This window comes from Velocimicrobium porci (assembly GCF_009696045.1).
Lineage (GTDB): Bacteria > Bacillota > Clostridia > Lachnospirales > Lachnospiraceae > Velocimicrobium > Velocimicrobium porci.
Genome location: NZ_VUMT01000002.1, coordinates 176,874 through 200,665 on the forward strand (window position 1 = coordinate 176,874; position 23,792 = coordinate 200,665).

The window sequence follows — 23,792 nt, forward strand, 5'->3', positions numbered from 1 at the left end:
TTTCTTATCGTTCCTTTCTTTCCTGCCAAAAAATATATCCTTTTTCAAGGCTTTTTCGATTATCTTCTGTATATGGCACGGCAGGAATACGAATCGAAACCGTCGTTCCCTCATCCGGCTCACTTTTCACACTAATACCATATTCTTTGCCAAAAAGAATCTGAATGCGGTTGTTTACATTCACAAGTCCGATACCCGATCCATGTTTCGGAACTCTATTACTATCTGTTAAAAGGAAACTAACTTCTTCCTCAGACATTCCGATTCCATTGTCTTCTACTGAAAGAGTAACGATTCCATCCTCTTCTCTTCCGATTACCTTGATTTCTCCGCAATCATCCATGCTACTCACTCCATAATTAATAGCATTTTCCAGTATAGGCTGTAAAATTAATTTTACTGTACAGTACGAATATATAGACGACTCCACATCAAATATTATGGAGAAGGCATTTTTATATCGAACTTTTTGTATATTCATATAGCTTTCTGCATGCTGCAGCTCGTCTTTTATAGTGATAACCGTACGTCCCTTAGATAGACTGATTCGAAAAAGCTTCGCTAATTGCGAAATCATAAATACGGCATCATCGTTTCTCTCTCCCTCAACCATCCATGTAATAGAATCCAATGCATTGTATAAAAAGTGAGGATTAATTTGACTTTGTAATGCGTCCAGTTCACTTTTTCTACGCTCATTTTGCTCTAAAACAATTTTTTTCATAAGAGTATCTATTTGCTCGTAGGAACGTTGTATAGAATATCCAAGATGCCTAATCTCTAGAAAACCTCCAATGTAAATTTCCGGTTTTTCTCCTGCTTCATATTCCATGACAGAATCATTCAATTTTAAAATAGGTCTGGAAATTCGAACCGAAACAACACGATTAATAAATACAAGCATCATAGCCATCAGGAGCATGATCATAGCAATAAAATATCGCATATTAATCATTCCATCTGTAAATGTCGAGTAAGGAATCACCCCAACTAACTTCCAGCCAGTATAGCTAATCGTATTAACAATTACCTTTCGTCGTTCTCCATCAAAAGTTTCATCATAAACACCATCCTTATATTTTGCAGCTACTTCACTATTTTCACTAAAAATTCCATCACTAATCTGCATCTGCCTAAGATGATAAATAATTTTTCCGTTGCTATCACAAAGATAGTAATACTGTCCGTTATTTAAGGTATTGATTTGATTTAGCATTCGTGAAATACCGGAATAGTCCATATCTACAAGCAAAACACCTGTCTTTGATTCTCTATTATCCGTAATCTCAACAACACGGCTTAGCGAAATCACCCAATAATAACGATACGTCCCATCATAAAATAAATTTTGAATATGGGGTGTGGAAAAATACATATTTTCCATTTTATTCATGGCACCTTTATACCATTCCTGCCTAGTTACATCGGGATCTTCTTTCTGTAATGCGACCGGTTCTGCCGCTATTAAGCTTCCATAACTATTGTATATGGCAATACTCCGCAAATTATCTCTATTGGCTTCATATAAAAGGTTCATTCCTTTTTGAATATCCTTGTTTTGACTAGAAAAGTCATTCTCTTTGACCACATTATAATAGACCGCATCGGATATCCGACGCATACTGAGCAAATAATCCTCTAAGTTATCTCCAGTCTGCTCCATTAGTTTTTGTGTACTTTGTATTATTTCCTGCCGTGACAGGGCAGAAAATCTAATGTACATCACAGTTCCAAGAATCAGCATGATAGAAAAAGATATCACGGAAAATGCAAGCATAATCGTAGATTGTATCCCTCTTGGCTTTAATCTCTTCAAACGTCTGAAATATTTATTTTTCACTTTCTGTATGCTCCGTTCTATATTTTGAAGGTGATACTCCAAATCGTCTTTTAAATACATAACTAAAGTAATTTGGATCCGCGTAACCGACATTCTTCGCAATAATGTAACTTTTTTCATTTGTTTCAATCAGCAAACGGGCCGCTCTCTCCATTCGATAGTCTGTTAGGTAACCAATAAACGAATTACCTGTCTCTTTTTTAAAAATAGTAGAAAAATAGGAGTTTGATACATTCAAAGCCTCACAAACACTACTAAGAGAAAGCTCTTCATCAAAATAGTGATTATGAACATAGTCCTCTGCCTTAAATACAAAAGATTTTGCTGAACTACTTCGAACACTAATCAATCGTTCACTAAAAGAAAGACTAATATCAATGAGCCATTTTCGCAGTGCGTCCGAGTCCAAGTCAAGGAGACGAGCATATAAATTCTTAATATTTCCAGAAAATTCTTCATTGTCAATATCATTATTTATAGTAAACCTATATAATGAACTTATTAATTCCATAACATCAATCTGATACTGCTGCAAAGATTTCGTTGGAAAAGATATGTAATCGAAATACCGATTAGCTGCTTCAATGATATCTTCATCAGAATTTAAACGAATGGTTTTAAATAGATTCGATAATTTTATTTCATTCACAGAACTAGATTCACGCATCTCCCGTGGAGCAATTTCTTTCATATTAATTGCCCTGGAAGATCCATAAATGACACGATAGGAAACCGCCTCCCTTGCACTGTTGTAAGATTGTGCTAATTCAATAATATTTTGGCAGACCCGCCCGATTCCTACAGTAACAACAGCTCCGATAATGCGGTGCACATATTTACAAAAACGATCACACTCGTCGGTCAATTTTGACAATCTATTTTCACTTTTAAGTTGTACAATCATAACGGTGTTTTCAAGATAAGAAAAACATTTCGCCTTCCATTTTTCTCCCAAATATTCCTTCGCCTGTTTCTGAACAGAGGTGGATAAAAGCAAAGGATTCATATTTTGCGGTATCTGGCTGGATGATGTGTGGATAACAAGACAGCAGAAAAATGGTCCCAAAAAAGAAATTTGATAATCCGAGAGATACTTTGCCATTTCATCTTCCATAATTTTTCCTTCGATTAGTGTAGAATAAAAATTAGCCTGCAAAAGTGGCAGAGATTCCATATAATATTTTTGCAATATCTCTTTGCTTCGTTTCTCACTTATTTCCTGATCTAGTTTTATTTTCATCTGCGTGAACACATTAGTAAGCTCTAACGCATTAACTGGTTTTAGAATATACTCTTCTGCTTCCAAATGAACAGCCTCTTTCGCATATTCAAATTCATCAAATCCTGTAAAAAAAAGAATCTTAGTGGCAGGAAATTCTGTCTTAATATGATTCGACAGCTCCATACCATCCATATACGGCATTTTGATATCTGTCATAACAACATCCGGCTGAAATTCCTCCACCATCTCAAGGGCCTTTGCACCATTGTTAGCATATCCAATCACCGTAAACCCGATTCCTTCCCAATCAATTTTTCTCATGATAACCCGTATTACATCTTCCTCATCGTCCACCAAAAGTACTGTATATGTATCCATGTCCTTGTCTCCATATATGTGAAATTTGATTCATTTTTACAACTTTGATACCTCCATATTATACCAAATTCACAAATGAATGTAAATATAGTTAGACTGGGCAAACGAAAAAGAGCCAGAATTTCTTCTGACCCTTTTGATAGTAATCCATCCTTATTTTTTCTGAACATACTTTAGGCAGTCAAGTGTTACTGCTACTAAAATGATAATACCTGAAAATACAAACTGAAGATTTGTATCAATACCAAGAATTGTAAGGGAATACGTAAGTGCAGTAAAGATACATACACCAACTACAACACCTGAAATCTTTCCAATACCACCAGTAAAAGATACACCTCCTACTACACAGGCTGCAATTGCGTCCATCTCCCAGCCCTGTCCATAGGCTGCAGAGCCAGATCCAACCATTCTTGCACATTCCAGCCATGAACCAAATCCATAAAGAATACCTGCCAGAACAAATGCTCCTACTGTAACTGTAAAGACAGAAATACCTGAAACGGTTGCTGCTTCCGGATTACCTCCTACTGCATACAAATTTTTACCAAATGTTGTTTTATTCCAAATGAACCATACAATTATAATCGCTGCTAAAGCCCAAAGAATAATTGTAGGGAACCCATTTACTTTTGGAATTACCATATTTGGTATTGCAGGTTCAATTGCACCAAATGACACACCTTTTGTCGCATATGTAACAAGACCAAAGATTACTAACATATTAGCCATTGTGGAAATAAACGGATGCATTTTAAATTTGGCAGTGAAGAAGCCTGCAATTGCTGTAAAGAAGGTGCAAAAAAGTACACACATTACTAATGCCAAAATTACTCTTAGACCAAGTGGCATAGCTGTAAAATCAAATATATGCCCGAAAACACCACCTGTATTAACTCCCTGATGCATAATAATCGTTGCCGTTGTCATACCCATGCCGACCATACGTCCAATCGAAAGGTCCGTACCTGTAAGAAGAATCAATCCCGCAACACCAAGTGCAAAGAACATTCGTGGTGAAGCCTGCTGAAGAATATTTAAAACATTATTATAAGTAAGCAGAGGCGAACCCTTTAATATTGGTGTAATGATGCATAGCATAATAAATATCATAATAATCGCAATATACAAACCATTTTGCAAGAAAAATGCTCTACGATTAAATGTATACTTGTAATTTTCCAGCTTCTGTGCTCTTGTCTCCAAAAAGGTGAATTTTGACATACGAAGCATATCAATGAGATGATATTTATAAGTATACGCAGCATGTCTTCTGTCTTTTATCTGTTGAAGTTCTTTTTCCAACTCCATTTTAGCATCAAAAAGACGATTTTTATAAACATACTTTTCATCCTTTACTTCCTGATGGTCAGAAAGCTTGGAAATAATCTGCTGATGCTCTTTTTCTAACTCTTCCACTCTTTTGCGATAATTTTCTTTTGCAACTACTTTTTCCGCAGCACAACTTTCTTTCACCTTCTGGTAATATTCTTTATCAAAATGTGCTTTTAGATAAGCTTCCGCATCTGAAATTAATTTTTTAATTTCATCCTTATTTTTTGCTTCTACCTCTTTCGCTTTTTCAAGCTCTGCACGTTCTTTCTCTATTCTCTTTTCCTTTTCTTCTTTTGTAATCGTACGATTTTTCTTCACTCCATCAATATGATTTTGTAGAGCGACAACCTTGTCTGTACCATCCACTCTTAGACTGTCAATCTTTTTCTGAATGTTACCGATATAATCCTCAATCGGCTGACGAATCTTTATCTCCTGTTCAGCCGTAAGAATCTTACTGTTTCCATTAGCCATATCCATCAATCTCCCTTATTATAGATATTTTGCACTAAGTCTTAAAAGCTCCTCCTGATTTGTTTCTTTCGTATTAACAATTCCAGAAAGATGTCCATTCGACATAACACCAATGCGATTCGTAATTCCTAGAATCTCCGGCATTTCAGAAGAAACAACAATAATTGTCTTTCCCTGTTTCGCCATTTTAATAATCAACTCATATATTTCGTATTTCGCACCAACATCAATTCCTCTTGTAGGCTCATCCATCATAAATACCTGTGGAGCACGTTCTAACCATTTTCCAAAAATAACTTTTTGTTGGTTACCGCCAGAAAGACTTGAAATTAAATCATCCGGTCCCATACACTTTGTATACATGACTTTAATTTCATTCGCAGTTGCTTTTACCATCTTGGTATCAGAAAGTGCAGGTCCCGATTTATACTGTTTCAGATTAGCAATTGTTGTATTAAATGTCAGGTCGCCCTTCAAGAAAAGTCCATTTGCTTTTCTTTCTTCTGTAATCATAGCAAACCCATGCTCCATAGCTTCCTTCACGCTACTAAAATTCATGAGCTGACCATTAAAATAAACACGTCCTGCTGCTCTCGTACGAACACCAAAAATAGTTTCCAAAAGCTCCGTACGTCCTGCACCAACCAAGCCATATAGTCCAAAAATTTCTCCTTCTCTTACATCAAATGTAATATCCTGTAAATGAGGTTCAAACTTTGTAGACAGATGCTGAATTGACAAAATCACATCCTTTGGCTCATTATCAACTGGTGGAAAACGTTTTTCAAGAGAACGGCCAACCATAGCTGCAATCAGTTCATTCATGTCTGTATCTTTCGAACTTTTTGTCATAACAAGGTTACCGTCACGCAGTACAGATACCTCATCACATATCTCAAAAATTTCATCCATTTTATGAGAAATATAAATTATAGCTATTCCTTGTTTTTTTAACATTCTCATCATTTCAAAGAGTTTATCAACCTCCTGAACAGTCAAAGAAGACGTTGGCTCGTCGAGAACAATTACCTTTGAATTATATGAAATTGCTTTCGCAATTTCACACATTTGTCTTTGTGATACAGACATTTTTCTCATTGGCTGTGTAAGGTCGACAGTCATACCTAACTTTCTAAAAAGCTCAGAAGCTTCCTTTTTCATTCTGCCTTCATCTACTACGCCCATGGCATTGACGGGATAACGTCCAAGAAACAGATTATCAATTACATTTCGTTCCAAACATTGATTCAGCTCTTGGTGGACCATTGCAATACCGTTTTCCAAAGCATCTTTTGGTCCAAGAAAGCTTACTTCTTTTCCTTCAAGGAAAATATTGCCCTCATCTTTTTGATAGGTACCAAAAAGACACTTCATCATTGTTGACTTACCAGCTCCATTTTCCCCCATAAGTCCCATAACAGTTCCACGCTTTACATCTAGATTGATGTGATCAAGAACTCTGTTTCGACCAAAGGATTTGCTCATACCGCGTATTGATAAGACAATATCATCTTTCTTATCTGCCATTGTTTTCACCCCTGTATGTGAATATTAATTCTGTGTTAAATAAACTATTAGGGAGAATTTCTTCTCCCTAATAATCTGCCATCTCTATTTCAATTGATATTATTGACTAAGTATAGATGTGTAGGAAGTTGCATTATCTGTCTTAACCATATTAATTGCAAATGCGTCATACTGACTTGGATTTCCAAGACGATTTGTAATATTGGATTCTGTCTGTCCATCACCACCGATGTACTCAACATCAAGGTTAAGAAGATCGTCGTAGTTCTGAAGAAGTGGCTGATATGTGGAGCTCAAGAAGTTATCAGCAGCGTTGTAAATATCTAACCATACCTTCTTTGTAGCATGTGAACTTTCATCTAACTGTTTTGATACAGGTTCATAAACCTTTGTAGAATCTGTAAAATCTTTATAATTATCAGCTGTTACTGCAACATTCAGTGCATAATAAGAACGTTCATCTTCTCTGTATACATATACATCATCACTTAAAACATTACCTGCTTCGTCTGCTGTACCAATACCTGTATCAATATCAACATCATCAAGAGCGTTACGAAGAACACGAAGTGTCAGATAAGCCTGAACATCTGCATGTTGGCTGATTGTTCCGCCATAGCCTTCTGCAATTGCAGCAACTGCATCACTATTTGCATCGTATCCGAATGTAGGAACCTTGTTATCTTTTGACCATGCATTGAACATAGACATTCCCATTCCATCGTTGTTGGAAGCAACGATATCAATCTGATTACCAAAAGATGAAGACCATGTACCGATTGCATTACCAGCAGTAGCAGCATCCCATGTAGCACCTGCGGAGTTTTTCATTTCCTGAGAAGCAAGTTCTCTTACTACATATTTCTTTCCGCCAACCTCAATTGAGCCATCCTGTACTGTTTTTGATGCTCCATCTGTATTCGTTCCAATTGGATCACTATTGATATCTCCGTCCTTCTCTACACCTGTACCAAGAGCCTTACGAACACCTCTTGTACGGGCAATGGAGTCATTATGTCCGATATCACCAATTGCTAAAACGTAACCAATTATGCCATCCCCATTGCGGTCAATTTTATCAATATTTTTCTCAATATAGTCTTTTACCATTGTACCTTGAAGCTCAGCACCTTGATTTGCATCAAATCCTACATAATAAGTAGCATCATTGAAAGTTAAAGCTGCCTTATCAAGTTCCCCTGTAGAGCTGTTCGATGGCTGACGGTTGAACCATACTAAAGGCTTATCCTTATTTGCAACCTCTTTGCTTTCCGTATCCTTTCCAGTTTCTGCCTCACCTTCCGCTTTTGGTGCATTCCCATCCCCTGACGAAGAAGAACTACCACTAGAACCACATCCGATCATTGAAAATGCAAGCATTGCTGTCATTGCTACTAAAACAATTTTTTTTCTCATATCCGCTTTTCCTCCTTTAGTTTAACACTACTTAGTTACTTTCTTTGTTCATATTGACAGTATATACGATATTACAAGAAGAAAACATGGAATATTTTTTTATTTTGATTAAAATTTTTAAGATTTTATTAGTTAATTTTAATAATATATTTTGTTTTTCTCTTTATCTTTTGAGTAATCTTAAATCAGCATGTCGATTTTCAAACCATTAAATTATATTAAAACAAATTTTTTCAGGATAAAACTGTTCCACAATGAAAAATTTTCCCGTTCTACTTTTTTCCATTCTTGTCCCTAATCATACATACCATATTATTCAAAGCTAATTCTCTGTTACATTCTGACTCACATTTTACAGTAATATTTATTTTTAAAAAAAGAAATGACTAATTTTTTATTTTTCATAAAATTTCTCTTTATATTTTATATACAAAGCCTCCATTAATTATTTTACGTGCATGCCAAGTTGACGAACTACTTCCTGACATATCAAAACCTAACCCTTCAAACATAGAAAAGCTTGCTCCCATAGAAACCTCCGAAGTACTCTCAACTGTGACGATTGCATTTCCATATACTTCAAATCTATTTGGTGCCATCTTAGTCCAACCACTTTGCTTTTCTTTCAGTTTCCATCCACCGCTACTAGCCTCTTTCCAATAAATATTTGTCGCTTTCACTATTTCATGAAAAGAACCACTAAAATACATCAAAATGTCTCCATATAAGCGTGGTTTAATTCCCCTACCACAATCATACTCTTCGTATATTGTTTTATTATAATTAGTGCGCAGTAAATTCGTAATTTCACCAACTGTTCGAAGGATTTCTCCCGTTTTTTTATCCTTGATTGTTACTCTTGTTTCACTTAAGTTTTCTTGTCTTTCAATATCAATTTCATCAGACAAATAAGTTACTTCAACCGAAATATCATTCCAGTTCTTTTCCGTCAATCATTTGGCATAGTTGGTCGTATTTTGGCACACTTTGCATAATAATTCATTTAATTTATATTTTACGCAAAAATAAGAAGCTTGTGCACAGCAATCTTTATTACTGCATACAAGCTTCTTAGTCATAAATTCTTTATGAAGCCTACTTCTTATTTATTTTCTTCTACTTCAATTTTACGAATTTCTTTTGTACGGATTTCCTTGCAAATTGCATTTATAAATTCATCCAGCGTTTTTTGTCCTTCATCGCCTGCAAATCTGCTTCGAACCGATACAAGTCCCTCTTCTTCCTCTTTTTGTCCCACAACTAACATATAAGGAACTTTTGCAAGCCTTGCCTCTCGAATCTTATAACCAATCTTCTCAGAGCGGTTATCCACTGTACAAAGGATATCATTCACCTTCAATTCTGCTTCAATTTTATGAGCATAATCTGCATACTTTTCAGAAATAGGAAGTACACGAACCTGCTCCGGACATAACCATGTTGGGAATTTTCCTGCATATTTTTCGATTAACCAGGCTAATGTTCTTTCATAACATCCCATAGATGTTCTATGAATAATAAATGGACGCTTCTTATCACCATTTTCGTCAATATAATACATATCAAACTGCTCAGCAAGTGCAAAATCCAACTGAATTGTAATCATTGTATCTTCTTTTCCATATACATTTTTTGCCTGAATATCAAGCTTAGGTCCATAGAATGCTGCTTCTCCTTCTGCTTCCACAAATGGAAGATTAAGTTCTGTCAGTAATTCTCTCATTTTTCCCTGTGTTGTTTCCCAATACTTGGCATCACCAATATATTTTTCCTTATTGTTTGGATCCCATTTTGATAAACGATATGTTACATCTTCTTCAAGACCTAATGTTTGCAAACAATAGCGGGCTAACTCTACACACCCTTTAAATTCATCATTTACCTGATCCGGACGCATAATTAAATGTCCTTCGGAAATTGTAAACTGACGAACACGAGTTAAACCATGCATTTCTCCTGAATCTTCATTTCTAAACAATGTTGAAGTTTCACCATAACGAAGTGGTAAATCTCTATAAGAATGTTGAGTTGCTTTATATACATAATATTGGAATGGACATGTCATAGGACGAAGTGCAAATACTTCTTTGTCGTTTTCTTCATCGCCAAGCACAAACATACCATCTTTATAATGATCCCAATGACCGGAAATTTTATATAAATCACTTTTAGCCATAAGAGGAGTTTTTGTTCTCACATAGCCACGACGTTCTTCTTCGTCTTCAATCCATCTTTGCATTGTCTGAATCATTTTTGTACCCTTAGGCATCAATAGAGGAAGTCCCTGACCAATTACATCAACTGTTGTAAATAATTCCATTTCACGACCTAATTTATTATGATCTCTTTTCTTAATTTCTTCTAAATGTTCAAGATACTCATCTAAATCTGCTTTCTTTGTAAATGCAGTACCATAAACACGAGTAAGCATTTTATTCTTTTCACTGCCTCTCCAATAAGCACCTGAAGAAGAAATTAATTTAAAAGCTTTGATACCTTTTGTGCTCATTAAATGAGGACCTGCACACAAGTCTACAAATTCACCCTGACGATAGAACGAAATCTCTTCCCCTTCCGGAAGATCTTCAATTAGTTCTACTTTATAAGGTTCCTCCCTATCCTTCATAAACTGAATTGCTTCTGCACGAGGAAGTGTAAAACGTTCAATGGAAGCACCTTCTTTAATAATTTTTTTCATCTCTGCTTCTATTTTATCTAATGCTTCCCGATCAAAAGAAGGACAATCAAAATCATAATAGAAACCTGTATCAATAGAAGGTCCAATTGCTAATTTTGCTTTTGGGTACAACCTTTTTACAGCTTCTGCTAATACATGGGAAGTTGTATGACGGAAAGCTGCTTTACCAGCTTCATCATTGAATGTTAATATATTTAATTCACAATCTTTATCAACTACATATCTTAAATCTACAACTTCACCATCAATTTCACCGGCAGTAGCCATACGTGCCAAACCTTCACTAATATCTTTTGCAATCTCAAATACTGACATAGCCTTGTCGTATTCTTTACAAGAGCCGTCTTTTAACATAATCTTCATTTTCATTCTCTCCTTTTCTTAAAGAAACAAAGTGGACAAGTCCACCTCAACTCCCTGTATCCCTCACTCATGAGGGACTTGCTCCACTTTGCGTGCCAGATGCGTGTTGCATGCTTTTTGCAACAATCCTCCTTTCGCATCTGTGCACATCCTAGCGGAGCATTTTTGCTTTATAGGAAACGAACTTTCCTATAAAGTAAAAAAAGCCCCTTGCATTACAACTGTAATGCAAGGGACGAATATTCTCGCGGTTCCACCCTTCTTGTTCTGTGCGCCTGCGAATCTTTACTCATCCGATTTCTAAAAAACTTAATAAAAAGTTTCCATACATAAAATACTTTAGAGTAAGTTTCAATGCATACGTCTTACCAAAACCACTTATTGAGATGATAACGGAATCACCGGACCGGATTGGGGTCACTCAGAGGTAGTCTTCAGATTGATTCCCAATAAAGCACTCCCAGCAAATGTGCTTCTCTCTGGATTGTTCCTCAACTTACTCGTCTCGTCAACGTGTTATCTTATTGCTATTCAACATTATAGCACTTCATTTTAAAAAGTCAACAGTCAATTAATCGATTAAATATTTTTTAATTGTAATGCAAGGAGTGATTCAAAACACATATTTCATCGGAACAATTGAATAATAAATTCATAAAGAACTGGCACAAACAATGCCGGAAGCATATTTCCAACTCGAAATTTCTTTCCAAAAGATAAATTAACTCCAACTGCAAAAATTAATATCGCTCCAACAAAGGATAGGCTAGTAATCATTTCTTCTGTTAATAATGGTTTAATTATCCTGGCAAAAATGCTAATTGACCCCTGATAAAGTCCTAATGGAATTGCCGAAAATAAAACTCCAATTCCCAGTGTAGATGCAAAAACCATAACAATTACAAAATCCAACATAGCCTTCGCAAATAAAATGGCAGAATTACCGGCAATTCCATCCTCAATTGCTCCAACAACTGCCATTGCCCCAATACAGACTACAAGAGAAGCGTTAACAAAACCTTCGACAAAACAACTGTCGTCCCGAATCTTGGCAAGCCTCTTAAACCATTCTCCAAGCTGTTCCATCCTCTGTTCCAATCTAAATCCTTCTCCGATTAAAGCCCCTAAGACCAATGATACAATCATGAGCATCACATTTGAGGTATCTAATTTTCCATTCTCAATTACTAACATTCCTTTTAATGCACCCGAAACTCCAATAAACATAGTTGCAATTCCTAAAACCTGCATTAATATATCCTGAAATCTCTGGCTTAGCTTTCCCCGTAAACTAAGTCCTAATATACTTCCCACAACAATCGCTAACACATTTACCACAGTTCCCAATCCACACATATTTCATTATCCTATCCTTTGTATTTTCTCAGTTTACTTTATATGAATTAACTTGTCCAATTTCATTCCGTCTTCTGTAACAACACAATCATATGCAAAGATATGAACTCCCTGTTTATTCGCCCTTTCTAATGCCTTTCCAAACTCCGGCTGTGTCTTATAATTTGCCGAAAAAGAGTCAACTCCCTTCATTTGAATCACAAATATAAGATATGCTTCAAACCCTTCTTTTTTACATTTTATAAGTTCTTCAACATGTTTTATTCCCCGCAAAGTAGGAGCATCCGGAAACAGGGCAAGACCATTTTCCTCTAGTGTCACTCCCTTTACTTCAACAAATATCTTTTTTCCATCGCCTTCAACGTATAAATCAAACCTGGAATTTCCATATGTCTTCTCTGTCCTTATAAACTCTAAATTTTTTACAAATTTACCCCCTTGTATCCATTCATAAACAACTTTGTTCGGAGCCTGCGAATCCATATTAATCCATCTCCCATCTTTTTTTGCCATAACAAGAGAATATCTTGTCTTTCGAGTTGTATTTACCCCATGATCTTCTAGCCGCACTAAAGTTTTTTCCGGAATCAATAATTCCTTACATCTCCCTGTATTCTTCACATGACAGTTTTCTTCCACTCCATCAATTAAAACTTTGGCTATGAAACGATTCGTACGTTCCATAAAAATACCATCTTTTATATTTTGATATAGTTTCATGTCAAATCCTTCCAGTTTTTTTATCCGTGTTCTTTCTCATACAAAAGCAAAAAAAGAAGATACAATTAAAAACTGCACCCTCTTTTTCCTCACTGTTATGAAACCGATGCTACTACCGCCTCTGACTCTGTCGCAAAGACTGTCTTTCCAAATTCTAAAATCAAGTCAGGTGTAAATAAGCATGGCATTACTTTCTTTTTACATTTTGAAAAAATCTTATTTCCACATTCTTCAGGTGTATTTCCCTTGTTGCACTTCGAACAATCCGGCACAACACGAAATACTAATGTCTCAAATGAACAAGGTAACTCTACTAGTCGCCCTTGTTGTTCTAATAATTCATACCTTTCCGCTTTTTTTAATAATTTTGTAATTTCATCAATTGAATATTTTTGTATCATGAGATCACCTTATGCCTTCTAAGCTTTCCCTCATAAGCCAATTTAATCACTCTTTATACGCAATTCATCCTCTTAATTTATATTACTATTATATCATAAAAAGTTAAGAACAGAAAGTTTTATTTTATTAAAAAAATATTGTGAACAGAAAATTTTATATTTGTTCACATTTTGTTAAGAGTCTACACAAACTTTAGTCATAACTTTATTATATACTATCTTTAAAGCAAGTAACTAATGCTAATATAATTTTTTTCATAAACACCCGGTAGGCAGATACGCTTCCGGGTTTTCTCCTATTTCCCCCAATTTTCCCTATTTTTTTCAAAACGCACTTTACATTTGACAGGTTTTTCTATATACTATAAATAAATTCCAAAGGAATTATTTTATTGTATCTCATTAATCAAACAAAGCTAATATAATAGGAGGTTTTATAATGAAATTAAAAAAAGGAAAATTTATATTAACAACAGGTTTACTAGTAAGTAGTTTATCATTAACATCCCCTTTGCATATTCTTGCATTTACACAACCTAGAAATTCTATCTTGCTTAAATTATGATTTTATTTCTGAATTACAAGAAACTGTAAATCATATGCTCTCTCAAAATATAGATGAAAATACTACCGATCTATTTATAATGAATTCTATTCAAGAAAAATATGAGCAACCCCCACCCATATTCATCTTATTTACCAACAGATAAAGGTCTATTAAATGCTGAAGAAAAATCATTATTTGCTAAGCACCCAACAAAAGGATTGTATGCATTGAGCAGTGCAAAAACTTCAATGAATTATACTTCCATGTATTTCAAAACAAATGGATATCAGGACAATAGCGATGCCTTCAGACATTCTTTTTGGCAAGCTCTTGTAGCACATACATATGAAAATTCTTTTGCAAAACAATGGGGAGACGCTCACGAATCAACAAGTATTGGTATTGACAAAAAAATGGATTTATTAAATAATGAAATCGGACGTACCGTTGGTTCTACTACAAATGGTAACCAAGCAATTGAGGGACGTATTGCTCAAAAATTATTATCTATGATTGCAAATGGAAAATTATATCAAATTCAAAACAATAAATTAGTCGCAACTGATTCAACAGGTAGAAAATAGGTGTTTCATTATGAAATTGCAATTCAAAAAAAGATATTTATTAATTTCAATCATATTACTGTGTTTAATCGCTGTATTTTATTTTTACACAAAATTGGATACCGTTACAATCCATATTAAAAATAATACAAGTCAAAGTCTAACGGGATTGACTGTCAATTACACTGGAAGCTCATCAGAATATTCCATTCCTACAATACCTGCTAATAGCAGTTGTACAAAACAGTTAACACTTCCTGCTGATTTTGATGAAGGTCAGATTGAGATGATTGCATATGGTAGAAATTATACCATTCTGGGCTATCTCGAACGTGGGACATTTCATCGCCTGACAGTAAATATAAATACAATTGACAAAAACAAGAAATTAACATTGAAGGTAAAAACTTCTTTCCTTTCCTCCTGTTTTCATATATAATATTGAGATAGGATATATATAGAAAGGAGTTTATCATGAAAAAATTAGGGAAATTTATTTTTGCTTCTCTTTCTGTAGCAGCATTTGCAGGTGGGGCATATTACTTAGTGAAAAATATTATAAATAAAGATTCGAATGATGAGTTTGACGATTTTGAGGATGATTTCGATGATTTTGATTTAGATGAAGAAAATGACTCTGATTCTTCTAAAGAAGAACGGGGTTATGTCACACTTTCTTTTCAGGACGAAGAGGCAAATGATGATTCTGAAGAAATCTGCAATGAAGAAGAAGATCAATCGGACGAAAATTCAAGCACAGAAGAAAATTCCTCTATGGATTCTGATAATTAATAAATTTCGTTATTTTTTATTTAAAGCCAAAAGAGATGTCTGGAACAACCAAACATCTCTTTTTTTATTATTTTTTTAATTCTTATTTTTTAATTTCTTCTGTTTCCATAATGAATTTAACAGTTCCTGTCATATCTTTATCAATACCGGCAAAGGATTTATATTTATTTCCTGCTGCACTGATTGCATCAAGACGGTTTAACATCTTATCTAAGTCATCATTTACAATGTTATATAACTTAGAAATACCATCGCGATCAAATTCAGCCATTCCGTCTTTTAATTCATTGGAACCATCTGCTAATTTATCGATACCATCGATTAATTTATTTTTTCCATCGCTTAGTTTGTTACCACCTGCTGCCAGTTTTGAAGTTGCAGATGTAATTGCACCGGCACCATTTACAAGTGTACTGCTATTCTTGCTTAGTTTTTTACCGCCTGCATCTAACTGTTCTACTGCTGAAGTAAGTTCATTCATTTTACTGTTACTTCCTGTCAAGGAATCTACCCCTGATTTAATCTGACCAAGTCCGCTTTGTAAGGATTTCTGACCTTCCTGTACTTGCCCAATACCATTTTCTACAGCAGTTGCACCTTCTTTTAATTCTCCACCTTTTCCAGTTGTTTTTACTAACTGATCAATTGCAAAATTAGCTAATTTTAGCTGTTTACTTGTTTCAGAACCAGATAACTGTTTTAAAATTTCTGTCTGTGTTGCGATGTTAGTCTGCAATGCCTTCATCTGTTCCTGTACAACAGCCTTCTGTTCTTCTGGTAATTGCTCCAATGTTGATTCTAATGTTTTTAAAAGTACTGTATCTGCTTCAATTGATTTCTGCATTGCTGTTGCAGATTGAGTTAATGCACTAGATATATTTCCCATTCCAGCCTGTATCTGGCTTAATGCTCCATGAACAGTATCAATACCTGAATTTACAGAACCCATACCGTCCTTTAATTTACCTGTATTACTTACTAATTTATCAGCACCGGATTTTGCACTGGTGATACCGCCTGCTAATGTAGAAAATTTAGATGGAAGTTGTTTTACAGCTCCAGCCAGTTTAGAAATTCCACCAGACAATGTATTCGCACCATTTGTATAATCCTTTACTCCATTTTCCAATGTACCTGCACCTGTATTTAACTGACCGATACCATTATTTAAAGTATCAATACCATCAGAAAATTCACCTGTTTTCGATTTTAATGTGCCTACTCCATCTGCTAAATCTTCTGTCCCATCAACTAATTTCTTGGATGCATCTTTTAAATCATCCATAGAGTCTTTTAATTTATTAACAGCGTCGATATCATTTGAGTCAAAATCGTTGAACAATTCTGATGTTGCAATTGTAAATGTTGGTCCCATTTCAAAATCTGTTACATCTGCTGTAATTGTAAAAGAAGATGGAATATCAATATCGTCTTTCATCTTATCAGATAAATCAAGGCTCTCTTCTAAACCAGGAAGAGCAAGGCCTACTACCATTGTACGGTCTGCATCTGACATAATCTTACCATTATCAATATCTACATTAGCAAAATTCTCAACTGGTAAAATCGCACCTGTAATCATCGCAAATGGCACATTTACCTTTTCTTTCTTTCCGTCTACTTTAACTGTTTTTTGCACATTATTTGTATAATTAAATGTCATCTCAAGCTTTCCGCTTTTTCCAAGAAGTTCATCCGGTTCAATTTCTTTTCCATCTAATTTATAAGTAATCTCCATTGTTACAGGAAGCTCTTTATTAATTTTACCTTGATAGTAAATATCTTTGTTATCAGCATCCCATACTAAACTGTCGCCATTCTGTTTGAATGTTTCATCTCCTTTAATATTAGAAATATCTTCCAATTCAGAAACATCTTTTAAAGAACTCATAACACCAACATTTTTAATCCAGTCTGTAACTGTAATATCAGAAGCTTTTCCTGTAGCATCTAAATTTACATATACACTTTCCTGTTTCGATATTTTTGTATCTTCATTTGTAGTTTTCTTAGAATCTTTTTTTGCTTCCTTAGCTGTCGCAAGCATAGCTACCTCTGGTAATGTCTGTCCTGCAACCAATGCCATACTTAATCCAACTACTGCTGCTTTTTTTGCTACTCTATTCTTATTCATGTGCGATTCCTCCGTTAACTATATTTTTTTCTTTCTTAGGTCCAAATCCAATACTTGTTTTACAAATGATTGGGTCAAATATCATAAACATTGCAGGTAGTACACAAAGTACTACTACTGTACTAATTATAGCACCTCTAGACAACAACGTACAGAGTGAACTAATCATATCAATTTTAGAATATAAACCTACACCAAAAGTTGCTGCGAAGAAACTTGCTCCACTAATCAAAATGGAACGCATGGAACTCTCATGTGCAAGCATAATTGCTTCTTTTTTCGAAGCTCCTTTTCCTCTTTCCTTTTGATATTTACTTGTCATCAAAATAGCATAATCTACTGTTGCACCTAACTGAATTGTACCAATTACAATACTTGCCACGAATGGAAGTGTGATTCCTGAATAATATGGAATTGCCATATTAACGCAAATTGCAAATTCAATAACACTTACTAAAATAACAGGTAATGAAATCGACTTAAATACAATTAAAATAATGACAAAAATTGCTGCTATAGAAGCTATGTTAACATTCTTCAAATCCACATCTGTTACATCTGCCAAGTCTTTCGTAAGTGGTGCTTCACCGATTACCATACTATCCTTGCTATATTTTTTTACAATTTTATTAATAGAAGCAATCTGCTCATTTACTTCATCCGTTGCTGTTTTATAATCCGAGCAGACAAACTCAACTTCATAGTTATCACTCTTTAGCATTTCGCTTAAGTCACTTGGTATCATAGAATCAGGAATTCCAGGTCCAATTACAGAACTCATTCCTAATGCCCATTTCACACCTTTTACTTCTTCGATTTCGCTTAACATCGCATTTTTTTCTTTTGAAGTCAATCCATTCTTTAAAAGAACCATATGCACGTTATTCATATTAAAATCTTTTTCCAGTTTCTTATTTGCTACCGCACTTGGCAATGTCTGAGGTAAAGATTTATCAATATTATAATATACTTCTACATTATTATTACCATAAACTGCCGGGAATAATATAATTGCAAATAAAACTAATGCAATAATATAATGCTTTGTAATAAAATCGGAAACTTTACTTAAATCCGGTACAAATGCTTTATGTGATGTCTTTTCAATTATTTTGTCAAATACAAGGATGTAAGCCGGTAAAATAGTTACAGTGGCAATAACACCAATTACAACACCTTTTGACATTACAATACCAATATCTTTTCCTAATGCAAATGTCATAAAGCAAAGTGCTGCAAACCCTGCTACTGTAGTAACCGAACTTCCTGCTACTGACTTAAATGTATTTGATATTGCATGAGCCATCGCTCTTACTTTATCATTTTCAAACCGTTCCTTATTTTCTTCATAGCTGTTTAATAAGAAAATAGAATAATCCATTGTAACACCAAGTTGCAATACAGCTGTCAATGCTTGTGTGATGTATGAAATTTCTCCTAAAAATATATTCGAACCTAAGTTATAAATAATGGATAATCCGATACACCATAGGAAGATAAATGGTACTGCAAAAGAGTCCATTGCAATACATAAAACTAACAGAGATAATAAACCGGCAATTACAACATAAATTGGCATTTCCTGCATCGAAAGGTTTTTAATATCTGTTACAATACCAGACATACCACTGATAAAGCATTGTTTATTTACCATCTTTCTTAATTCAGTAATTGCTTTCATAGTATCATCTGCAGATGTTGTATCATCAAATAATGCTACCATCATTGTAGAATCGCCATTGTTAAATGCATCTTTAATTTTCGCTGGAAGCATCTGCATTGGAATACTAATATCAGCAAAACTGTCATACCATAAAACATCTTTTACATGTTCTACTTCTTCCATCTGTTCTTTCAGTGCCTGAACATCTTTCAGTTCCATATCTTCTACAATAACCATGGAAAAGGCACCCATTCCAAATTCATCTACTAAAATATCCTGACCCGATACTGTTTCTAATGTATCCGGAAGATAACTAAGCAAATCATAATTTACTCTTGTGTTTACGAATCCAAATAAAGATGGAATCAGTAATAAAAAACTCAGTATAACTATGATTACTTTATGTTTGGCTATTAATCTACCAAATTTAACCATAATTTCCTCCTTCTACCCGATGTGGGTAATTTACATTTCTTTTTTTCTTTCTCTAACAACCATTCTATATGACTAACGGTCATTTTCTAAGCTCAAGTAATGTTATACACCAGAACTGACCATTAGTCAATATTTTTTTTCAAAAAAAATGTTAAGATTTTATAATTTATATAAACTGTTTACAAACTGCTAAAAAAAAATATTGACTTTTGGTCATTTTTATATTTATAATAGCACATAGAGGATATACTATAATCGTACACCAATATAATAAGAGGTGACAAATGAAAATGAATAAACTAGAACACAATAAGCAGTTAAAAAAGGAAGCTCTTTTTAATACCGCCTTTGAACTGTTTATGACGAAGGGGATAAATAAGACTACAATCTCAGATATTGTACAAAAAGCCGGTGTTGCAAAAGGTACCTTCTATTTATACTTTTCAGATAAATATGATGTACGCAACAAACTTGTGTCAAAAAAAGCCGGAGAGCTTTTTACAAAAGGATACAAAGAATTGAAAGCAACTCAAATTACAGGAACAGAAGATAGCGTAATCTATATTATTGATTATATTATCAATGAGTTACAGCAAGATAAAGCTCTAGTAACTTTTATCGCAAAAAATTTGAGCTGGGGTATCTTCCGCGCTGCCTTAAATACTCCAATTGCAGCAGAAGAAAACGGCTTGAATTTTTATGATAGTTTTACGAATCTAATCGAAGAAAATGGCGATCATTTTGATAATCCTGAAATTATGCTTTTTACTATCGTAGAATTAGTTGGAGGCACCTGCCATAATTGTATCTTATACCACGAACCCCTTACAATGGATGAATACAAGCCTTTTCTCTATGATACCATTCATGGCATTTTCCAACAACATCGAAAAGGTATGTCATCTCAATCACAGTAAAAATGACTAATAATTAGTACCATCTGTTATGTCAAGCAGAATAAACTTAAGGGAACCTGTCTATTTTTTGCAGATTCCCTTTTTTTACTGTTTATTAAATCAGTTCTCTATGCTTTTAAAATTTTGATTCACAGTATATAACCCCTGATAAATTCCTTTTTGTTTCATCAACTGCTCATGTGTGCCTCTCTCTTTAATTCCATCTTCCGTCAACACAATAATATCTTTAGCATTACGAATTGTCGTCAAACGATGAGCAATTACAAAGGTTGTTCTGTTTTTTGCAAGACGTTCCAACGACTCCTGAACTACCTTTTCACTTTCGTTATCCAGTGCAGACGTTGCTTCATCAAAAATTAAAATCGGTGGATTTTTCAAAAATACTCGCGCAATACTCAGTCGCTGTTTCTGACCTCCTGACAACTTGACTCCTCGTTGACCAATATCCGTATCATATCCATTCGGAAGTTCCATAATAAATTCATGTGCATTTGCATTTTTAGCAGCCTCAATGATTTCTTCTCTTGTTGCATCCATTTTTCCATATCTTATATTATCCAATATAGTGCCTGTAAATAGATAAACATCCTGCTGAACAACACCTATATTACTTCTCAAAGATTTAAGCTTAATATCCTTTATATCCATTCCATCAATATAAATATGCCCCTCTGATGTTTCATAAAATCTTGGTATCAGACTACACATAGTTGTCTTTCCTACGCCAGATGAACCAACTAATGCAACATAAGCACCAGCATTCACATGAAGATTAATGTTTCGGAATACCTCACTGTTGGCATCATTGTATTTAAAAGATACATTCTCAAATGTAATATCGCCTTTTACATTTTTTAATTCAACCGCATCTTTTTTATCTACAATGTCCGGCTCAATCTCCAGTATATCCATAAATCGTTCAAAACCTGTAATTCCATTTTGAAATTGTTCTGTAAAATTAATCAGTTTCTGTACCGGCTCAATCAGATTTGATACATATAATAGAAATGTAACTAAATCAGACAATGAAATCTTACCATCTGAAATAAAAAAACCTCCTCCAATTACAACTGCAAAATTAATCATATTTATAAAAAAACCCAATCCGGAATGAAAAGTTGCCATATTTTTATAGCTGTTTCTCTTGCTGCTTAAAAATCCATCATTTCCTTCTTTAAATTTTTCCATCTCCAATTCTTCATTTGCAAATGATTTAACAACACGAATCCCAGAAAGATTATCTTCGATATTTGCATTAATATCTGCAATTTTTTCCCTATTTTTCTTAAATGCCCGATGCATCCTTTTTCTAATAACCATTGCAAAAACAAACATAATTGGCAAAAACAGAAAAACCAGTAGCGTAAGCCTTACATTAATTCTCATTAAAATAACAAATGCTCCGACAAACTTAATAATAGAAATTACTAAATCTTCCGGCCCATGGTGACAAAGTTCCGTTATATCAAATAAGTCATTTGTAATTCTCGACATAAGCTGCCCGGTTTTCTGATTATCATAAAAATTAAAAGAAAGTTTCTGATAATGAGAAAATAATTCCGTTCTCATATCATATTCCATCATTGCACCCATTACATGTCCTTTATATGTAACAAAATAATTGCAAAAAAATTGAAGAATAAAAATTGCCAACAAAAAAAATGCAGCTTTTATCAGCTCCATCGGTATCTGTTCCCTACTATAATTTACCAACAAATCATTTGTAATAAAGCGGACAATTAATGGATAAACTAAAGCAACACCGGCTATAATAAAGGCGCAAAGCATATCCAGCATAAATAGTCCCAGATATGGTTTGTAAAAAGATAAAAATTTCTTTGTTCTTTGATTCACGTAACAATCTCCCTTCTTCTGAAAAGCAAAAGCAGTATAAACCACTGATGCAATTCGCCCAATTGTTATATACTGCTCTGTCTATTCGAAATAAATTAAAATGTGCACATAACAGATCGCTCACCATCTCTAAATTTAAAATATACATTAATAATATTATCGAGATAATTTCTTTGCCATAGAATATAAATATGGATCTAACTCTTTCTTCATAGCCAATGCTTCCTGGATATCAAAATCAACAAACTCTCCATTTTTATAAGCAATCACGCGATTTGTCTTACCTCTTATAAGCAAGTCAACTGCTTTTGCACCCATTGTAGAAGCATATACCCTATCTTTACAAGTTGGATTGCCTCCACGTTGAATATGTCCGATAATCGTAGCTCTTGCTTCAACACCGGTTGCTGCTTCAATTCTTTGAGCCAAACCATAAGAATCACCAATACCTTCCGCATTGACAATAATATGGTGTTTTTTACCTACTTTTCGTTTTTCTAATACACTGTCAATAATACGCTGTTCATTGCCATCATAATGCTCAACGGTCAAAATTTCTTCTGCACCATTCGCAATACCACACCATAAAGCTATGTAACCCGCTTCTCTTCCCATTACCTCAATAATACTGCAACGTTCATGGGATGTAGATGTGTCACGTACTTTATCAATTGCTTCCATCGCAGTGTTAACAGCAGTGTCAAAACCAATTGTATAATCGGTACAGGCAATATCTAAATCAATTGTTCCCGGAATACCTATTGTATTAATTCCGTTTTCAGCCAGACGACTTGCCCCTTGGAAGGAACCATCACCGCCAATTACTACTAAACCATCAATTCCATTTTTTTTGCAAATATCTGCTGCTTTTTTCTGCACTTCCGGTTCTTTAAACATTGGACAACGTGCTGTATATAAAATAGTACCGCCACGATTTATAATATCAGAAACGCTTTTTGCATCCATGTCAATAATCTCTTCATCTAAAAGACCTGCATAGCCTCTCATAATACCTTTTACTTTAAGACCATTTGCCAGAGCTGTACGAACAACCGCTCTAATAGTCGCATTCATTCCTGGTGCATCACCACCACTTGTTAAAACACCGATTGTCTTTACTTGACTCATAGAAAAACCTCCATACTAATATTGTTAAT

At 34.4% G+C, this 23,792-nt stretch carries 19 protein-coding genes; 5 read left to right on the top strand and 14 right to left on the bottom strand.

Annotated elements, in window-relative coordinates; all coding sequences use genetic code 11:
- Window positions 1-4: 4 nt before the first annotated feature.
- From FYJ58_RS02390 to FYJ58_RS02435, 10 genes are all read right to left on the bottom strand, one after another.
- Entirely contained in the window at window positions 5-1,840 is a 1,836-nt protein-coding gene (locus FYJ58_RS02390; protein ID WP_328597777.1) for a sensor histidine kinase, read from the bottom strand.
- Window positions 1,830-3,440, bottom strand: coding sequence for a response regulator (locus FYJ58_RS02395; protein WP_154516714.1), 1,611 nt, complete (start codon window positions 3,438-3,440; stop codon window positions 1,830-1,832). Before FYJ58_RS02395 ends, FYJ58_RS02390 begins: the two co-directional genes overlap by 11 nt.
- Before the next feature lie 153 nt (window positions 3,441-3,593).
- On the bottom strand, window positions 3,594-5,249 hold the full coding sequence (locus FYJ58_RS02400; protein WP_154516717.1) for an ABC transporter permease subunit: 1,656 nt from the start codon (window positions 5,247-5,249) through the stop codon (window positions 3,594-3,596).
- A gap of 18 nt (window positions 5,250-5,267) precedes the next feature.
- Window positions 5,268-6,776 (bottom strand): sugar ABC transporter ATP-binding protein, encoded by a 1,509-nt coding sequence (locus tag FYJ58_RS02405; protein WP_154516720.1) that lies wholly within the window; start codon window positions 6,774-6,776, stop codon window positions 5,268-5,270.
- Window positions 6,777-6,875: 99 nt separating this feature from the next.
- A complete protein-coding gene (locus tag FYJ58_RS02410) occupies window positions 6,876-8,192 on the bottom strand; it encodes a substrate-binding domain-containing protein (RefSeq protein WP_154516722.1) in 1,317 nt (438 codons plus the stop codon).
- A gap of 416 nt (window positions 8,193-8,608) precedes the next feature.
- On the bottom strand, window positions 8,609-9,145 hold the full coding sequence (locus FYJ58_RS02415) for a hypothetical protein (protein WP_154516725.1): 537 nt from the start codon (window positions 9,143-9,145) through the stop codon (window positions 8,609-8,611).
- A 149-nt stretch (window positions 9,146-9,294) separates the two neighbouring features.
- Window positions 9,295-11,253: a threonine--tRNA ligase gene (thrS, locus tag FYJ58_RS02420; protein WP_154516728.1), complete on the bottom strand. Its 1,959-nt coding sequence runs from the start codon at window positions 11,251-11,253 to the stop codon at window positions 9,295-9,297.
- Window positions 11,254-11,880: 627 nt separating this feature from the next.
- A complete protein-coding gene (locus FYJ58_RS02425; RefSeq protein WP_205839131.1) occupies window positions 11,881-12,609 on the bottom strand; it encodes a DUF554 domain-containing protein in 729 nt (242 codons plus the stop codon).
- 33 nt (window positions 12,610-12,642) lie between these two features.
- A complete protein-coding gene (gene sfsA, locus FYJ58_RS02430) occupies window positions 12,643-13,329 on the bottom strand; it encodes a DNA/RNA nuclease SfsA (RefSeq protein WP_154516731.1) in 687 nt (228 codons plus the stop codon).
- A 95-nt stretch (window positions 13,330-13,424) separates the two neighbouring features.
- Window positions 13,425-13,730: a hypothetical protein gene (locus FYJ58_RS02435; protein ID WP_154516734.1), complete on the bottom strand. Its 306-nt coding sequence runs from the start codon at window positions 13,728-13,730 to the stop codon at window positions 13,425-13,427.
- Between the two features lie 439 nt (window positions 13,731-14,169).
- Between FYJ58_RS02435 and FYJ58_RS15015 the strand changes: the two genes are divergently transcribed.
- The 4 genes from FYJ58_RS15015 to FYJ58_RS02450 all read left to right on the top strand — a co-directional run bounded on the left by FYJ58_RS15015 (window position 14,170) and on the right by FYJ58_RS02450 (window position 15,632).
- Window positions 14,170-14,295: a hypothetical protein gene (locus FYJ58_RS15015; protein WP_268892655.1), complete on the top strand. Its 126-nt coding sequence runs from the start codon at window positions 14,170-14,172 to the stop codon at window positions 14,293-14,295.
- Between the two features lie 101 nt (window positions 14,296-14,396).
- Entirely contained in the window at window positions 14,397-14,861 is a 465-nt protein-coding gene (locus FYJ58_RS02440) for a DUF6973 domain-containing protein (protein WP_154516737.1), read from the top strand.
- 10 nt (window positions 14,862-14,871) lie between these two features.
- A complete protein-coding gene (locus FYJ58_RS02445; protein ID WP_154516739.1) occupies window positions 14,872-15,279 on the top strand; it encodes a hypothetical protein in 408 nt (135 codons plus the stop codon).
- A 35-nt stretch (window positions 15,280-15,314) separates the two neighbouring features.
- Complete coding sequence (locus tag FYJ58_RS02450) at window positions 15,315-15,632, top strand: hypothetical protein (RefSeq protein ID WP_154516742.1); 318 nt, start codon at window positions 15,315-15,317, stop codon at window positions 15,630-15,632.
- Between the two features lie 82 nt (window positions 15,633-15,714).
- Here the strand turns inward: FYJ58_RS02450 and FYJ58_RS02455 are convergent, their stop codons facing one another.
- Together FYJ58_RS02455 and FYJ58_RS02460 are read right to left on the bottom strand one after the other, a co-directional pair.
- On the bottom strand, window positions 15,715-17,766 hold the full coding sequence (locus FYJ58_RS02455; protein WP_154516745.1) for a methyl-accepting chemotaxis protein: 2,052 nt from the start codon (window positions 17,764-17,766) through the stop codon (window positions 15,715-15,717).
- Window positions 17,759-19,864, bottom strand: coding sequence for an efflux RND transporter permease subunit (locus FYJ58_RS02460; protein ID WP_154516748.1), 2,106 nt, complete (start codon window positions 19,862-19,864; stop codon window positions 17,759-17,761). The genes FYJ58_RS02455 and FYJ58_RS02460 overlap by 8 nt, the downstream gene beginning before the upstream one ends.
- Window positions 19,865-20,148: 284 nt before the next feature.
- Here FYJ58_RS02460 and FYJ58_RS02465 point away from each other — a divergent pair, with 284 nt between their 5' ends.
- Window positions 20,149-20,781, top strand: a complete 633-nt coding sequence (locus tag FYJ58_RS02465) for a TetR/AcrR family transcriptional regulator (RefSeq protein WP_328597778.1) — start codon at window positions 20,149-20,151, stop codon at window positions 20,779-20,781.
- A gap of 99 nt (window positions 20,782-20,880) precedes the next feature.
- Here FYJ58_RS02465 and FYJ58_RS02470 read toward each other — a convergent pair whose 3' ends face one another.
- Window positions 20,881-22,635, bottom strand: coding sequence for an ABC transporter ATP-binding protein (locus FYJ58_RS02470; protein WP_328597779.1), 1,755 nt, complete (start codon window positions 22,633-22,635; stop codon window positions 20,881-20,883).
- 156 nt (window positions 22,636-22,791) lie between these two features.
- A complete protein-coding gene (gene pfkA / locus FYJ58_RS02475; RefSeq protein ID WP_154516750.1) occupies window positions 22,792-23,763 on the bottom strand; it encodes a 6-phosphofructokinase in 972 nt (323 codons plus the stop codon).
- Window positions 23,764-23,792: the final 29 nt, after the last annotated feature.

What these genes read in the sequence shown, in the direction of transcription:
- sfsA (WP_154516731.1), bottom strand. Translation starts at nt 13,329, where the DNA reads ATGAAACTATATCAAAATATAAAAGATGGTATTTTTATGGAACGTACG.
- FYJ58_RS02465 (WP_328597778.1), top strand. Translation starts at nt 20,149, where the DNA reads ATGAAAATGAATAAACTAGAACACAATAAGCAGTTAAAAAAGGAAGCT.
- FYJ58_RS02435 (WP_154516734.1), bottom strand. Translation starts at nt 13,730, where the DNA reads ATGATACAAAAATATTCAATTGATGAAATTACAAAATTATTAAAAAAA.
- FYJ58_RS02395 (WP_154516714.1), bottom strand. Translation starts at nt 3,440, where the DNA reads ATGGATACATATACAGTACTTTTGGTGGACGATGAGGAAGATGTAATA.
- FYJ58_RS02440 (WP_154516737.1), top strand. Translation starts at nt 14,397, where the DNA reads ATGAGCAACCCCCACCCATATTCATCTTATTTACCAACAGATAAAGGT.
- FYJ58_RS15015 (WP_268892655.1), top strand. Translation starts at nt 14,170, where the DNA reads ATGAAATTAAAAAAAGGAAAATTTATATTAACAACAGGTTTACTAGTA.
- FYJ58_RS02460 (WP_154516748.1), bottom strand. Translation starts at nt 19,864, where the DNA reads ATGGTTAAATTTGGTAGATTAATAGCCAAACATAAAGTAATCATAGTT.
- FYJ58_RS02425 (WP_205839131.1), bottom strand. Translation starts at nt 12,609, where the DNA reads ATGTGTGGATTGGGAACTGTGGTAAATGTGTTAGCGATTGTTGTGGGA.
- FYJ58_RS02445 (WP_154516739.1), top strand. Translation starts at nt 14,872, where the DNA reads ATGAAATTGCAATTCAAAAAAAGATATTTATTAATTTCAATCATATTA.
- FYJ58_RS02410 (WP_154516722.1), bottom strand. Translation starts at nt 8,192, where the DNA reads ATGAGAAAAAAAATTGTTTTAGTAGCAATGACAGCAATGCTTGCATTT.
- FYJ58_RS02405 (WP_154516720.1), bottom strand. Translation starts at nt 6,776, where the DNA reads ATGGCAGATAAGAAAGATGATATTGTCTTATCAATACGCGGTATGAGC.
- pfkA (WP_154516750.1), bottom strand. Translation starts at nt 23,763, where the DNA reads ATGAGTCAAGTAAAGACAATCGGTGTTTTAACAAGTGGTGGTGATGCA.
- thrS (WP_154516728.1), bottom strand. Translation starts at nt 11,253, where the DNA reads ATGAAGATTATGTTAAAAGACGGCTCTTGTAAAGAATACGACAAGGCT.
- FYJ58_RS02450 (WP_154516742.1), top strand. Translation starts at nt 15,315, where the DNA reads ATGAAAAAATTAGGGAAATTTATTTTTGCTTCTCTTTCTGTAGCAGCA.
- FYJ58_RS02400 (WP_154516717.1), bottom strand. Translation starts at nt 5,249, where the DNA reads ATGGCTAATGGAAACAGTAAGATTCTTACGGCTGAACAGGAGATAAAG.
- FYJ58_RS02455 (WP_154516745.1), bottom strand. Translation starts at nt 17,766, where the DNA reads ATGAATAAGAATAGAGTAGCAAAAAAAGCAGCAGTAGTTGGATTAAGT.